General features: G+C 64.6%; 12 protein-coding genes and 2 pseudogenes. 10 read left to right on the top strand and 4 right to left on the bottom strand.

All coding sequences use genetic code 11. The features are described 5' to 3' along the window. Positions 1–47: 47 nt before the first annotated feature. The 3 genes and pseudogenes from AB8Z38_RS09980 to AB8Z38_RS09970 all read left to right on the top strand — a co-directional run bounded on the left by AB8Z38_RS09980 (position 48) and on the right by AB8Z38_RS09970 (position 2,013). Positions 48–710 (top strand): response regulator, encoded by a 663-nt coding sequence (locus AB8Z38_RS09980; RefSeq protein ID WP_369724665.1) that lies wholly within the window; start codon positions 48–50, stop codon positions 708–710. Continuing rightward, a pseudogene (locus AB8Z38_RS09975) lies at positions 707–1,477 on the top strand (histidine kinase dimerization/phospho-acceptor domain-containing protein); the annotation flags it as partial. The gene AB8Z38_RS09980 and the pseudogene AB8Z38_RS09975, both read left to right, overlap by 4 nt. 281 nt (positions 1,478–1,758) lie before the next feature. Continuing rightward, positions 1,759–2,013: a sensor histidine kinase gene (locus AB8Z38_RS09970; RefSeq protein WP_369724663.1), complete on the top strand. Its 255-nt coding sequence runs from the start codon at positions 1,759–1,761 to the stop codon at positions 2,011–2,013. A gap of 3 nt (positions 2,014–2,016) precedes the next feature. Here AB8Z38_RS09970 and AB8Z38_RS09965 read toward each other — a convergent pair whose 3' ends face one another. Beyond that, positions 2,017–2,913: an alpha/beta fold hydrolase gene (locus tag AB8Z38_RS09965; protein ID WP_369724661.1), complete on the bottom strand. Its 897-nt coding sequence runs from the start codon at positions 2,911–2,913 to the stop codon at positions 2,017–2,019. A 181-nt stretch (positions 2,914–3,094) separates the two neighbouring features. Here AB8Z38_RS09965 and AB8Z38_RS09960 point away from each other — a divergent pair, with 181 nt between their 5' ends. From AB8Z38_RS09960 to AB8Z38_RS09950, 3 genes are read left to right on the top strand one after another with little or no spacing between them, the layout of a single operon-like run. Beyond that, positions 3,095–4,483: a class II 3-deoxy-7-phosphoheptulonate synthase gene (locus tag AB8Z38_RS09960; protein ID WP_369724659.1), complete on the top strand. Its 1,389-nt coding sequence runs from the start codon at positions 3,095–3,097 to the stop codon at positions 4,481–4,483. A 4-nt stretch (positions 4,484–4,487) separates the two neighbouring features. Continuing rightward, positions 4,488–4,841: a diacylglycerol kinase gene (locus AB8Z38_RS09955; protein WP_369724658.1), complete on the top strand. Its 354-nt coding sequence runs from the start codon at positions 4,488–4,490 to the stop codon at positions 4,839–4,841. Between the two features lie 23 nt (positions 4,842–4,864). Continuing rightward, positions 4,865–6,622, top strand: coding sequence for an NAD+ synthase (locus tag AB8Z38_RS09950; RefSeq protein WP_369724656.1), 1,758 nt, complete (start codon positions 4,865–4,867; stop codon positions 6,620–6,622). Positions 6,623–6,796: 174 nt separating this feature from the next. On the opposite strand, the pseudogene AB8Z38_RS09945 reads toward AB8Z38_RS09950, so the two are convergent. Together AB8Z38_RS09945 and AB8Z38_RS09940 are read right to left on the bottom strand one after the other, a co-directional pair. Continuing rightward, positions 6,797–7,583: pseudogene (locus AB8Z38_RS09945) on the bottom strand (DUF2865 domain-containing protein). A 536-nt stretch (positions 7,584–8,119) separates the two neighbouring features. Further along, on the bottom strand, positions 8,120–8,425 hold the full coding sequence (locus AB8Z38_RS09940) for a hypothetical protein (protein ID WP_369724654.1): 306 nt from the start codon (positions 8,423–8,425) through the stop codon (positions 8,120–8,122). A gap of 291 nt (positions 8,426–8,716) precedes the next feature. Here AB8Z38_RS09940 and cysS point away from each other — a divergent pair, with 291 nt between their 5' ends. From cysS to AB8Z38_RS09920, 4 genes are all read left to right on the top strand, one after another. After that, positions 8,717–10,114 carry a cysteine--tRNA ligase gene (cysS, locus tag AB8Z38_RS09935; protein ID WP_369724652.1) on the top strand — a complete coding sequence of 466 codons (1,398 nt, stop codon included), beginning with the start codon at positions 8,717–8,719 and terminating at the stop codon, positions 10,112–10,114. Further along, entirely contained in the window at positions 10,114–10,623 is a 510-nt protein-coding gene (locus tag AB8Z38_RS09930) for a GNAT family N-acetyltransferase (RefSeq protein WP_369724650.1), read from the top strand. Before cysS ends, AB8Z38_RS09930 begins: the two co-directional genes overlap by 1 nt. After that, entirely contained in the window at positions 10,620–12,218 is a 1,599-nt protein-coding gene (gene cimA / locus AB8Z38_RS09925; protein ID WP_369724649.1) for a citramalate synthase, read from the top strand. Before AB8Z38_RS09930 ends, cimA begins: the two co-directional genes overlap by 4 nt. 106 nt (positions 12,219–12,324) lie before the next feature. Then, on the top strand, positions 12,325–12,702 hold the full coding sequence (locus tag AB8Z38_RS09920) for a VOC family protein (RefSeq protein ID WP_369724647.1): 378 nt from the start codon (positions 12,325–12,327) through the stop codon (positions 12,700–12,702). Positions 12,703–12,899: 197 nt separating this feature from the next. Here AB8Z38_RS09920 and AB8Z38_RS09915 read toward each other — a convergent pair whose 3' ends face one another. Further along, positions 12,900–13,505, bottom strand: coding sequence for a TIGR00730 family Rossman fold protein (locus AB8Z38_RS09915; RefSeq protein WP_369724645.1), 606 nt, complete (start codon positions 13,503–13,505; stop codon positions 12,900–12,902). Positions 13,506–13,523 lie beyond the last annotated feature (18 nt).

Here is a 13,523-nt window from a genome sequence, read left to right as displayed (position 1 = left end):
GGTCATGATTTGAGGGCCGAATGGCCGGGAACTTTGAGGATCGGGTTTTGCGTGTTCTGCTGATCGAGGACGACAGGATGGTCGGGGCCGCCGTCGAGCAGGCGCTGAAGGACGCCGCTTATGCCGTCGATTGGGTCAGGGACGGCGAGGCCGCGCTGCTTGCAGCCGCGAGCGAGGCCTATGAGGTGCTGCTGCTCGATCTTGGCCTGCCGAATATGGACGGCCGGGACATTTTGCGGCGGTTGCGCGCGGGCGGCCGCAAGCTTCCCGTCATCATTGTGACCGCGCGCGATGGGATCGACGACCGGATCGAGGGACTCGACCTCGGTGCCGACGATTATCTCGTCAAGCCGTTTGAGATCCGCGAACTGCTGGCGCGGATGCGTGCGGTCACCCGCCGCGAGGCCAGCGGCTCGCCGGCGCAGCTCGGCAATGGAACGCTCAACCTGGACCCTGCGAGCCGGAAGGCCACGTATCTCACGAAATCCGCGGTGCTCACCGCTCGCGAATTTGCACTGCTCCAGGCGCTGTTGTCGCGCCCAGGTGCGATCCTGTCGCGGGGCGAGCTCGAACGGCAGATCTATGGCTGGAACGAGGAGGTTGCGAGCAACGCGATCGAATTCCTAATCCATGCGGTGCGCAAGAAGCTCGGCACCGATGCGATCCGCAACGTGCGTGGCGTCGGCTGGATGGTGGATCGGCGCCTATGATCAGGTCGTTGCGAGGGCGTCTTTTCGCGGGCCTGACCGCGATCATCCTGCTGACCGGCATTGCCGGCGGCCTGTTCGCTCATCACTGGGCTTTCGACGAGGCCATCGAGATGCAGGACTCCGTCCTGATCCAGATCGCGGCTCTCGTCCAGTCGGCGAACCTCACCGGCGGTCGCGAGCTGCACGGCGTTGATGAGGACGCCGAAGTGTGGCTGATCGAACAGTCCGCCACGCCGCCGAGTGACAATGGCGAGCTCAAGCTCTGGGGCCTCAAGGACGGTCTTGCGCTCGCAACGCGAAGGGAACAGCCCATCCGCGTGCTGCTGCGAACGCGGCCGGACGGCACGCGCTTTGCGGTGGCGCAACGCACCTCGGTGCGCGACGAGATCGCAAGCGACATGGGATTCCGCACCGTGCTGCCGATCGCGGCGCTCATTCCCTGCCTGCTGCTGGTCACCGCCATCGTTATCGCGCGCTCGCTGCGGCCGATGGTTCGCCTTGCCGGCAGTCTCGACAGAAGACGTGCCGACGACATGACGCCACTGCCGACGGCGCAGATGCCCAGCGAGCTGCATCCGTTTATTGCGTCGATCAACGGGCTGTTGCAACGGGTGCGCCTTTTGATGGACCAGCAGCGGCGCTTCGTTGCGGATGCGGCGCATGAATTGCGTACGCCGATCACCGCGCTGAGCTTGCAAGCGGAGAATCTTGACCCGGTCGATCTGCCCGCGGCCGCGCGCGATCGCGTCGCGGTGCTCCAGCAGGGAATTCGCAGGACGAAACGTCTCCTGGAGCAATTGCTCGCGCTCGCAAGGCAGGAGGCGGGATCATACGACCGTGTGACGATGTCACTCGTGGCGCTTGATGGCGTGGCGAAAGAGGTCGTCGCCGATACGTTGCCAGAAGCAGCCAATCGCGGCATCGATCTCGGCTTCGCGCGCGTCGAACCCGTCGCGGTTCGCGGTGAAGTGGTGATGCTTGCCGCGCTGGTCCGCAATCTCCTCGACAATGCGCTGCGCTTCACCCGGCGAGGCGGACGGATCGATGCGTGTGTGACCGGGACGGCGCGGCGGCGATCCTTCAGATCGAGGACACCGGGTCCGGCGTGGCTCCGGACGAGATCGATCGGATATTTGAGCCGTTCTTCCGCGGCCAGCATCCGGAGGGCGACGGCGTCGGTCTTGGCCTTTCGATCGTCAAGCGGATGGTCGATCGGCTTGGCGGATCGATTGAAGCTGTAAACATCACTGAAGCGGGGCGAACCGGATTGAGGATCATCGCCAGATTGCCCGCAGCCGTTTGACGATCACTCCCCCTGGACCCATTCCGCCACGCTGCGCCAGAGCGTGTCGCGGTACTCGGGGCGGAAGAAGCCGAAATGGCCGATCGCCTTGGCCCCGACGTCGGATGGTTTGACGGTCAGCACCTCCGGCTTGATCGCGGTAAAGCCACTCGAGAGCAATTCCACCGCAGGCCGCGTTGCCCATGGATCGTCGGAGAAGCACAGCGCGCGCAGCTCGCCCTTGAACTTGGCGAAATTCTCCAGCGCCGGCAGCTTGGAATCGAACAGATAGTGCGGGCTCGAGACCCATTCGGCCCATTGCAGGAACACGCCCTTGGGCAAATCCTCGCCGATGCCGGCCCAGCCTGGCGCGTAGCCGAGCGCGTGGACCAGCGGCACGCCGACAAAGTTCATGAAGGCATAGATGCGGTACTTTTCCGGCGACGTCATCAGCCGCCAGGTCGCGGCCTGCGAGGCCAATAACATGGCGCGCGAAACTTCCGAATTGTTTTCGAGCAGCCCAAGAGCCTGGCCGCCGAAGGAATGGCCGACATAGGCAAACGGCAGCGTGGTGTACCGCTCGCGCATCCAGCGCACTGCGGCCGTGACGTCGAGTGCGGCCCAGTCCGACATCGAGGCCTTGAAACCGACCAGCGATTTCGGCTGGTTGTAGCCGACCATCGCGGGCCGCCGGGAATCGCCGATGCCGCGATAGTCATAGGTCATCACCGCGCAGCCGCGGTGGGCGAGATAGGAGGCAAAGCCGCGGTAGATTTTTCGCGGGACAGCGGTGGCGGAGTTGATCAGCACGGCATGGCGCTTGGTGCCGCGCGGCAGGAACAGGGTGCCGCTCAGCGCATACCCGTCGGTCGCCGGGAAGCTGATCTCGTCGATGAAAACGTCGTCGCGCGCCGCGTCCATGGGCACCAGCTGTCTGGCCTGAGTTTCCCCTGGCTCCCAGCAAATGCGAATTCAGCTTTCCCCGCAAGGGTTTGCAGTGCGAAACGGATTTACAACTGGCGGCCCGTGGTCAGCCTGTGTATAAGGCGGCCCTCGCAACCCACAGATCAGGTTGCACTTTTTGCTTCACGGAGAGATTGCGATGTCCGAGCGGTGGACGCCCGAGTCCTGGCGCAGCAAGCCGGTGCTACAGGTGCCGGACTATCCCGATGCGAAGGCCCTGGCCGACGTCGAGGCGCAGCTTGCGACCTTTCCGCCGCTGGTGTTTGCGGGCGAGGCGCGCAACCTGAAAAAGGCGCTGGCGCGCGTGGCGGCCGGCGAGGCTTTCCTGCTCCAGGGCGGCGACTGTGCCGAGAGTTTTGCCGAGCACGGCGCCAACAACATCCGCGATTTCTTCCGCGTGCTGCTCCAGATGGCCGTCGTGCTGACCTATGCCGGCGCGGTGCCGGTGGTGAAGGTCGGCCGCGTCGCCGGCCAATTCGCCAAGCCACGCTCCTCGCCGACCGAGAAGATCAACGGCGTCGAGCTGCCGAGCTATCGCGGCGACATCGTCAACGACATCGCCTTCACCAAGGAAGCGCGCGTGCCGGACCCGCAGCGTCAGCTGATGGCCTATCGCCAGTCGGCCGCGACGCTGAACCTGCTGCGCGCGTTCGCCACCGGCGGCTACGCCAATCTCGGCAGCGTGCATCAATGGATGCTCGGGTTCCTGAAGGATTCACCTCAATCCCGCCGCTACAAGGAATTGGCCGACCGAATCTCGGACGCGCTGAACTTCATGCGCGCCTGCGGCCTTGATCTTGAAGCTCATCCTGAGCTGCGCGCCACCGATTTCTACACCAGCCACGAGGCGCTGCTGCTCGGCTACGAGCAGGCCATGACCCGGGTCGATTCCACCACCGGCGACTGGTACGCGACCTCAGGCCACATGATCTGGATCGGCGACCGCACCCGCCAGCTCGATCACGCCCATGTCGAATATTTCCGCGGCATCAAGAACCCGATCGGCCTGAAATGCGGCCCCTCGCTCAAGCCGGACGAATTGTTGAGGCTGATCGACGTGCTCAATCCCGACAACGAGCCCGGCCGGCTGACGCTGATCAACCGCTTTGGCTCGGACAAGGTCGCCGACCACCTGCCGAACCTGATCCGCGCCGTGAAGCGCGAGGGCAGGGTGGTGGTCTGGTCGTGCGATCCCATGCACGGCAATACCATCACCTCGACCTCGGGCTACAAGACGCGGCCGTTCGACCGCGTGCTGTCGGAGGTGAAGTCGTTCTTCACGATTCACGCCGCCGAAGGCACCCACGCCGGCGGCGTGCATCTGGAGATGACCGGTCAGGACGTCACCGAGTGTATCGGCGGCGCCCGCGCCATCACCGACGAGGATCTCAACGACCGCTACCACACGGTCTGTGATCCCCGCCTCAATGCCGAGCAATCCATAGATATGGCCTTCCTGGTCGCGGAGCTGCTCAAGCAGGAACGCGCCGGCAAGGTCAGGCCGATGCCGGCCGCAGCGGGGCTCTAGGACCTTGCTGCGGATCTGGAAGGCCACGATCAACTCCCGCAACGGTCTGGCCTTTGCGTTCCGCTCGGAGCAGGCCGTCCGCGAGGAGATTGTTGCGCTCCTGTTGTCGCTGCCGCTGGCCTGGTTCGTCGCCGCGACCGCGATGCGCGCGGTCGAATTGGTGTGTGCGGTGGCGTTCGTTCTGGTGGTTGAATTGCTCAACACCGCGATCGAGAAGCTCGCTGACCGCCTGACCTTGGATCACGACAAGCAGATCGGGCGGGTCAAGGACATGGGCTCAGCCGCGGTCGGCGTCGCGCTGCTGATGGCCGGGGCATTCTGGATCCTTGCCATCGTCGAGCGGTTGGGTTTCGTTTAGCGACAACATCGGACAAGGCGCACATGACCGAACGTCTCGACGCATTCGCGGTCACGCTCGCCCAGCTCAATCCGGTCGTGGGCGACATCGAGGGCAACGCCGCGAAGGCGCGGGCTGCGCGCGCACAGGCGGCCGCGGATGGCGCCGATCTCGTGCTGTTTCCGGAATTGTTCATCGCCGGCTATCCGCCGGAGGACCTCGTGCAGAAGCCGGCGTTCCAGGCCGCCTGTCGCGCCGCGATTGAAACGCTGGCGCGCGAGACCGCCGATGGCGGGCCGGCCATGCTGGTCGGCACGCCCTGGGTCGAGGACGGCAATCTCTACAATGCCTGCGCGCTGCTCGATGGCGGCCGCATCGCGAGCTTGCGCTTCAAGTGCAACCTGCCGAACTACGGCGTGTTCGACGAGAAGCGGCTGTTCTCGCGCGGACCTGCCTCAGGGCCCGTCACCGTGCGCGGCGTGCGGATTGGCGTACCGATCTGCGAGGACATCTGGCTGGAAGAATCCGAGGACTACGAGAACGTGGTCGAGACGCTGGCCGAGACCGGCGCCGAAATCATTCTGGTGCCGAACGGCTCGCCCTATGCCCGCGACAAGAACGACGTGCGACTGTCTGTGGCGGTGGCGCGGGTCACCGAAAGCGGCCTGCCGCTGGTCTGGCTCAACCAGGTCTGCGGCCAGGACGATCTGGTGTTCGATGGGGCGTCGTTCGCGCTCAACGGCGATCTCTCGCTTGCTGCTCAACTGCCCGCATTTGAAGAGAGCATCACCACGCTGCGGTTCACCAGGACCGGTGACGACTGGCGCTGCGCCGGGCCGATCGCCGAGCAGCCCGAGGGCGACCATGCCGACTATGCCGCCTGTGTGGTCGGCCTGCGCGATTACGTCGGCAAGAACGGCTTTCCCGGTGTGCTGCTCGGCATTTCCGGCGGCATCGATTCCGCGCTGTGCGCGGCGATCGCCGTGGATGCGCTCGGCGCCGATCAGGTCCACGGCGTGATGCTGCCTTACCGCTACACGGCGGCGAGCTCGATCGCTGATGCCGGCGAACTCGCCGGGCATTTGGGGATCCGCTACGAGGTGCTGCCGATCGCGGAAGCCGTGAACGGTTTTGAGGCCATCCTCGAAGGCATCTTCAAGAATCTGCCGCCTGATATGACCGAGGAAAATCTTCAGGCCCGCACCCGCGGCACGCTGCTGATGGCGATCTCCAACAAGACCGGGCTGATGGTGGTGACGACCGGCAACAAGTCGGAAATGTCGGTCGGTTACGCCACGCTCTATGGCGACATGAACGGCGGCTTCAATCCGATCAAGGACATCTCCAAGACGCAGGTGTTTCGGCTGGCAGCGCTACGCAATAGCTGGAAGCCCGACGGCGCACTTGGGCCCGCGGGCGAGGTGATTCCGCCCGACATCATCACGCGCCCGCCGACCGCAGAGTTGCGCGAGAACCAGACCGATCAGGACTCGCTGCCGCCCTATGAGGTACTCGATGCGATCCTCGAGCGTCTGGTCGAACGCGAACAGCCGCTCGACCAGATCATCGCCGCCGGTTTCGATCGCGAGACGGTGGTGCGTGTCGATCATCTCCTCAACGTCGCCGAATACAAGCGACGCCAGGCCGCGCCCGGCGTCAAGGTGACGCCCAGGAATTTCGGCCGCGACCGCCGCTATCCCATCACCAACCGCTTTCGCGACAGCGGCGAGCCGCTGGCCGCGGCGGACGAGACACTCGTGTCGCGCGGCAATCAGGCGTCAATCGACGCGTTCGAAGGGTGAGTTGATCGAGTAGGGTGGGCAAAGCGAAGCGTGCCCACCACTTCTTTTCCAATCGCCGTAAAAATGGTGGGCACAGCGCTGCGCGCTTTTGCCCACCCTGCGAGACCTGTTCCAATCCGCGCCGCGGAGTACTGGATGCCCCGCCTTCGCGGAGCATGACAGCGGAGAACGCCTCTACTTCTGTTGCTGCGGCAGGAAAGTCGGGCCGACCGAGCGGATCGGCTTGTTCTCCGAGCTAGCCGCCGTGCCGGTATCGGCAGGCGGGGCTGCGGCTGGCGCGTTGGCCGCCGTTGGCGCGGGTGCGGCGCCCTTCTTGCCGGTCGCGCCCTTGGTGAGCTGCCGCTGCTGCATCTTCTTGGCGCTTTCCTCGGTGACGATGATGTCGCCCTGCTGCTCGACGCTGGCCTTGTCGTCGGCGGACTTCAGCGCGTCCGCCCAGCTCTGGCCGGCGGCCTTGCAGGAGCAGGACGGGTTGAACTCGGTGCGGAATTTGAAGGCGGTCGGCAGCGCCGTAGGGCTGTCCGCTGATCGAGACCGCGGAGTTCATGTCCTCGCCCGGATTGCGGTGGGCGTAGAGCACGGCTTCGGCCGCCGGACACAACGCCTTGCAGGTCCTCTCGTCATCGGGGAAGCGCGCCGGCACGGTGGCGAACGAGATCGGGAAATAGGCGCCGTCGCAGGTACGCACGCACACGGTGCGATAGGTGCCGGATTGCGGGCCGAGGTCGGCGGGCGGCACCCCTTGCGGATTGTTGGGGTTGTTGCCGCCGCCGAACAGATTGCTCAGGAAGTTGCCACCCTGCGACTGCACGGCGTTGGCATATTGCGGTCCGCAATTGTTCTGCGCGAGCGCGATCAGCACCGAACGGCGCTGGCTGTCGCGCTCGGGGCTGGCGCCGCCGGCACCGCCGCCGCGCAGGCGTTCGAGGTTGCCGGTGATCTGGTCCAGATTGGCGCGCATCTGCTGGATCTGGGTGTTGACCGGACCGCATTGCGCCGACTGGCCGCTGAAGAGCGAGAAGAAGCCGGAGGAATCGCAACCCATGCGCTTGGCCTGCATGGTGACGCGGTCGAGCTCGGCCTGCTGCTTGGCCTGAGAGTCCTGGTAGCGGCGGATCTGTTCGTCGCGCGCGGGGTCGCCGTTCGTCCCACGGTCGAGCCCGGCGAGCTGTCCTTCCAGGCGTACACACATCGGGTTCGGTCCGGGCCCGCCTTGCGCACCCGGAGGCGGTGGTCCGGGAGGGCCAGCCTGCGCGAGAGCATCGCCGGCGAGCACGATCGTGCTCAGGAGCACCGCACAGGCAAGGAAGGAGCGGGGACGGGAGAGAGACAAAAATTCAGGCATATCCGCCATTCTAGCGAGGTCACGGCCCCAAGTGTCTTTCCAATGTGACTCGAGGGGCCGAAGCGCGCCCTCCAATAGCCGCTTCCTGCGGCAGCGTCACGTCGTTTCAGGGGCCGAAGACTGGTCCTAAGGTCCGCCAGTTCCGAGCGAATTCAGCGCTGGCAGGTGATTGCGACATATTCGTCGCAATGGCCATGGGAGCAGTTTGCGCCGGATTTGGGGACAGAGCCGGTAATTTCGTCGGGATCGACCCGGCGATAGGCGGAAGCCTGGGCAAAATCGCGTGACTGGCAGTAGTTGCGGGCGACCTGCGCGCCGCATTTGTCGCCCTTGGCCAGGCACTGGTCGACGCCGTAGCCCTCCGCCTGGTTCGGAATGATGAAGACGCGGGTCTCGGCGACAGCGCTGGATGCCGCAAGGATGGAGGCGCAGGACATGAGCGCGAGCAATGATCGCATGAAAGCACCGGGGGCAAAAAGGGGAACTGCCAGTTCCAGAATGGGCCCAAATAGTTAAGGATGATGAACCATCAAGGCGGGTGGCCTGCGCATTGCGGAGATAACACGGCTTTTCCGCGGCTCTCTTGACGCGGGGCCGGCTCATAGCCCATATGTTCCGCCATGAACGGTCTCCTCGTCATTTGCGCCATTTGCCGCGAGATTACGAGCTAGCGATTCGCTGGCTGGAGCCGTCTTTTCTCAAAAACATTGAGAGCACTGGACGCCCGGCCAACAGCCGACGGGTGTCATATGGAATTGCGTCTTTACGATACGCTGAGCCGGGAAAAGCGCGCCTTTGTGCCGCTCGATCCGAACAATGTCCGCATGTATGTCTGCGGACCGACCGTCTATGACTTCGCCCATATCGGCAACGCCCGGCCGGTGATCGTGTTCGACGTGCTGTTTCGGCTGCTGCGCCATCTCTATGGCGAGGCGCACGTCACGTATGTCCGCAACATCACCGACGTGGACGACAAGATCAACGACCGCGCGGCGCGTGATTTCCCCGGCCTGCCGCTGAACGAGGCCATTCGCAAGGTCACCGAGCAGACCGGCCGGCAGTTTCACGCCGACGTGGATGCGCTCGGCGCGCTCCGGCCGAGCGTCGAGCCACGCGCGACCGAGCATATCGGCGAGATGCGCGAGATCATCGAAAAGCTGATCGCCGGCGGTTTCGCCTATGTCGCCGAGGACCATGTACTGTTCTCGCCGCAGGCCATGAACGCGGCCAACTCCGGGCTGCCGCGCTACGGTGCGCTGTCCAAACGTTCGCTGGACGAGATGATCGCCGGCGCCCGCGTCGACGTCGCGCCCTACAAGCGCGACGCCACCGACTTCGTGTTGTGGAAGCCGTCCAAGCCGGGCGAGCCGTCATGGCCGTCGCCGGCGGGCATCAAGGCAGAGGGCCGTCCGGGCTGGCACATCGAGTGCTCGGCCATGGCCTGGAAGCATCTCGGGGAGCATTTTGATATCCACGGTGGCGGCATCGATCTCGTGTTTCCGCATCACGAGAACGAGATCGCGCAGACCTGCTGCGCCTTCCACCGAGAGCGGATGGCGAACTACTGGATGCACAACGGCTTCCTGCAGGTCGAGAGCGAAAAGATGTCGAAGTCGCTCGGCAACTTCGTCACCATCCACGAACTGCTCGCGGATTGGCCGGGCGAGGTGCTGCGCCTGAACATGCTGAAGACGCATTACACTTCGCCGATCGATTGGACCATGAAGTCGCTGGAGGAAAGCGCCAGGACGCTCAACGACTGGTATCGCTTTGCGGCGGACGTCGCGCCCGGCAAGCCGGCGGAGACCGTGGTCGAGCCGTTGCTCGACGATCTCAACACGTCGCTGGCGATCGCCGCGCTGCACGGCCTGCGCAACAATTCCGACGCGCGTGGCCTCGCCGCGTCGCTACGTCTGCTCGGCTTTCTTTCCGAGAGCGCCGCGCAATGGGAAGGCCGCAAGCAGCAGGCAAGCGGCGTGGACGCAAGCGAGATCGATCGCCTGATTGCCGAACGCGCAGCCGCGCGGGCGCGAAAGGATTTCAAGGAGTCCGATCGCATCCGGGACGAGCTCGTCGCGAAGGGCGTCGTGCTGAAGGACGGTAAGGATGCCGACGGCAAGCCGGTGACGACGTGGGAGCTGGCGTGATGGCACAAGCGGTTCCAAAGCCGGGCTTGCGGCCGTTCCTGCCGGATGACCTACCGGTGCTCGCCGCGATCTTCACGGCCAGCATCGAGGAGCTGACCGGCGACGATTATAACGAGGCGCAGCAGCAAGCCTGGATGGCGGCGGCGGAGGACGATGAGTTCGGCAAACGGCTCGCGGCCGATTTGACCTTGATCGCAACATTGGAGGGCTCGCCCGTGGGCTTCGCCTCGCTGCAGGGTAAGGATCACATCCGCATGCTCTATGTGCATCCGGCCGTCGCCGGACAGGGGTTGGCGACCATGCTCGTCGATGCGCTGGAAAAGCTTGCCGGCGGTCGCGGCGCGGAAAAGCTGACGGTCGACGCCAGCGATAACGCGCAGGGCTTTTTCGCCAAGCGCGGCTATGTCGCCATGCAGCGTAACAGCATCACCGTCAACGACGAGTGGCTGGCCAACACCACCATGCAAAAGACGCTCGGGGCCAATCCCGCGTCGGGAGCACTGCAATGAGCAGAGAGCGTCTTTATCTCTTCGACACCACGCTGCGCGACGGCGCGCAGACCAACGGCGTCGATTTCACGCTGGCCGACAAGCAGATCATCGCCGCGATGCTCGACGAGCTCGGCATCGACTATGTCGAGGGCGGCTATCCCGGCGCCAACCCGACCGACACGGAATTTTTCGGCACCAGGCCGAAGCTGAACCATGCGCGCTTTACCGCCTTCGGCATGACACGGCGAGCGGGGCGCTCGGTCTCCAACGATCCCGGGGTTGCCGGGCTGCTGGACGCCAAGGCCGATGCGATCTGCTTCGTGGCGAAGTCTTCCGCCTATCAGGTGCGCGTCGCACTGGAGACGACGAAAGAGGACAACCTCGCTTCGATCCGCGACAGCGTGACGGCTGCGAAAGCGGCCGGCCGCGAAGTCATGCTCGATTGCGAGCACTTCTTCGACGGCTACAAGGAGGATTCGAGTTTTGCGCTCGCCTGCGCGAAAGCCGCCTACGAGGCCGGCGCGCGCTGGGTGGTGCTGTGCGACACCAATGGCGGCACCATGCCGAATGAGATCGAGGCCATCGTTACCGAAGTGACGAAACATATTCCCGGCGATCATCTCGGCATCCACGCCCATAACGACACCGAGCAGGCGGTGGCGAATTCGCTCGCGGCGGTGCGTGCCGGCGCGCGGCAGATCCAGGGGACGCTGAACGGCCTTGGCGAACGCTGCGGCAACGCCAATCTGTGTTCGCTGATCCCGACCTTGAAGCTGAAGAAGGAATTTGCCGACGCCTTCGAGATCAGCGTCACGCCGGAGAAGCTCGCGACCCTGGTCAAGGTCTCGCGCACGCTCGACGACATGCTCAACCGCGTGCCGAACCGGCATGCGGCCTATGTCGGCGAGAGCGCCTTCGTCACCAAGACCGGCATTCACGCGTCCGCCGTGATGAAGGATCCGCACACCTATGAGCATGTGTTGCCGGAACTGGTCGGCAATCACCGCAAGGTTCTGGTGTCCGACCAGGCCGGCCGCTCCAATGTCATCGCCGAGCTCGACCGCGCCGGCATCGCCTACGAGAAGAGCGATCCGAAGCTGACGCGGCTGGTGGAGGAATTGAAGGAGCGCGAAGCGGCGGGCTACGCCTATGAGTCCGCCAATGCCTCGTTCGATCTGCTGGCGCGCCGCACGCTCGGTAAGGTGCCGCAATATTTCGAGGTCGAGCAGTTCGACGTCAATGTCGAGCAGCGCTACAATGCGCTCGGCGAACGCGTCACCGTGGCGCTCGCCGTGGTCAAGGTCGACGTCGCCGGCGAGCATTTGATCTCGGCCGCCGAAGGCAACGGCCCCGTCAACGCGCTCGATGTTGCGCTCCGCAAGGATCTCGGCAAGTACCAGAAATACATCGAAGGCCTGAGGCTGATCGACTATCGCGTGCGTATCCTCAACGGCGGCACCGGCGCGGTCACGCGCGTGCTGATCGAGAGCGAGGACGAGAACGGCGATAGCTGGACCACGGTCGGCGTCTCGCCCAACATCATCGACGCCTCGTTCCAGGCGCTGATGGATTCGGTGATCTACAAGTTGGTGAAGTCGGGCGCGCCGGCGTAGGGCTTTGCCTTGTCATTCCGGGGCGGTCCGCAGGACCGAACCCGGAATCTCGAGATTCCGGGTTCACGCTTTGCGTGCCCCGGAATGACTGCGTGAGGGACAGCCAATGATCGATCACATCTCCGTCGGCGTCAGCGAGCTCGATCGCTCCGCGAAATTCTACGAAGTAATCCTCGCCGCGCTCGGCCTCACGCGTCTGGTCACGCGGCCGCGCACGGTCGGGTTCGGCAAGGCTTATCCGGAATTCTGGGTCAATCTGCGCGAGGGCATGCCGCGGGTGCTGCCGGAGAGCGGCGTGCACATTTGCCTGCGGGCGAGGACGACGGGCGAAGTCGATGCGTTTCACGCCGCGGCGCTTGCGGCCGGCGGTGCATCGGATGGTGCCCCGGGCATCCGTCCGCACGACCGCGTGCGCTACTACGCGGCCTTCGTCGTCGATCCCGACGGCAACCGCATCGAGGCGGTGACGTTTCCGGCAGAGTAGAGCGTGACGATCAATTGCTAACTATCGAACGCGAAGGAGGTGCGCTCCCTCTCCCGCTTGCGGGAGAGGGCTGGGGAGAGGGTGTCTCTGCAAAGAGATTCCAACGAGGAGAGAACCCTCACCCGCCGCTGCGCGGCGACCTCTCCCGCAAGCGGGAGAGGTGACCGAGCCCGCGGCTATATCGAATCAGCCAATCCTTAGAGCCTGCGCGCCACTTCGGGGGCCATCTGCTTTTCCGACTCGGCGATCTGTGTCGCCGCGGCTTTCAGCTTCGGCAATATCTCCTCGATCCGATCGGCTTTGATGATGTCGACGGACAGACCGGCGCGGATAAACTCGGTCTGGCGCATATGCGACAGCAGGGAGAACAGCGGCTCCCAGAAATTGTCGATATTGGCGAGCAGCACCGGCTTGGCGTGGCGCCCGAGCTGCTTCCAGGTCAACTGCTCGACCAGCTCCTCCAGCGTGCCGACGCCGCCCGGCAGCGCCACGAAGGCGTCGGAGCGCTCGAACATCAGCCGCTTGCGCTCGTGCATGTCGGGCGTGACGATCATCTCCTGCACCCTGGTCAGCGCGTTCTCGCGCTTCCGCAGGAATTCGGGAATGATGCCGGTGACGGTGCCGCCGTGGTCGAGCACGGAGGTCGCAACCGAGCCCATCAGGCCGAGCGAGCCGCCGCCATAGACCAGGCGGATGTTGTTCTCGGCGAGCGCCTTGCCGAACGCCTTGGCGCCTTCGGTGAAGTGGGGATTGGTTCCGGGGCCGGAGCCGCAATAGACACAGACGGTTTTGATCGTGCTCATTGGTGCCATGATGCATTG

This window comes from Bradyrhizobium sp. LLZ17, from assembly GCF_041200145.1.
Classification (GTDB): Bacteria; Pseudomonadota; Alphaproteobacteria; order Rhizobiales; family Xanthobacteraceae; genus Bradyrhizobium.
This window is presented reverse-complemented; position numbering and strand designations above follow the sequence as displayed.

What these genes read in the sequence shown, in the direction of transcription:
- AB8Z38_RS09930 (WP_369724650.1), top strand. Translation starts at nt 10,114, where the DNA reads ATGGCACAAGCGGTTCCAAAGCCGGGCTTGCGGCCGTTCCTGCCGGAT.
- AB8Z38_RS09940 (WP_369724654.1), bottom strand. Translation starts at nt 8,425, where the DNA reads ATGCGATCATTGCTCGCGCTCATGTCCTGCGCCTCCATCCTTGCGGCA.
- AB8Z38_RS09950 (WP_369724656.1), top strand. Translation starts at nt 4,865, where the DNA reads ATGACCGAACGTCTCGACGCATTCGCGGTCACGCTCGCCCAGCTCAAT.
- AB8Z38_RS09965 (WP_369724661.1), bottom strand. Translation starts at nt 2,913, where the DNA reads ATGGACGCGGCGCGCGACGACGTTTTCATCGACGAGATCAGCTTCCCG.
- cimA (WP_369724649.1), top strand. Translation starts at nt 10,620, where the DNA reads ATGAGCAGAGAGCGTCTTTATCTCTTCGACACCACGCTGCGCGACGGC.
- cysS (WP_369724652.1), top strand. Translation starts at nt 8,717, where the DNA reads ATGGAATTGCGTCTTTACGATACGCTGAGCCGGGAAAAGCGCGCCTTT.
- AB8Z38_RS09960 (WP_369724659.1), top strand. Translation starts at nt 3,095, where the DNA reads ATGTCCGAGCGGTGGACGCCCGAGTCCTGGCGCAGCAAGCCGGTGCTA.
- AB8Z38_RS09920 (WP_369724647.1), top strand. Translation starts at nt 12,325, where the DNA reads ATGATCGATCACATCTCCGTCGGCGTCAGCGAGCTCGATCGCTCCGCG.
- AB8Z38_RS09915 (WP_369724645.1), bottom strand. Translation starts at nt 13,505, where the DNA reads ATGAGCACGATCAAAACCGTCTGTGTCTATTGCGGCTCCGGCCCCGGA.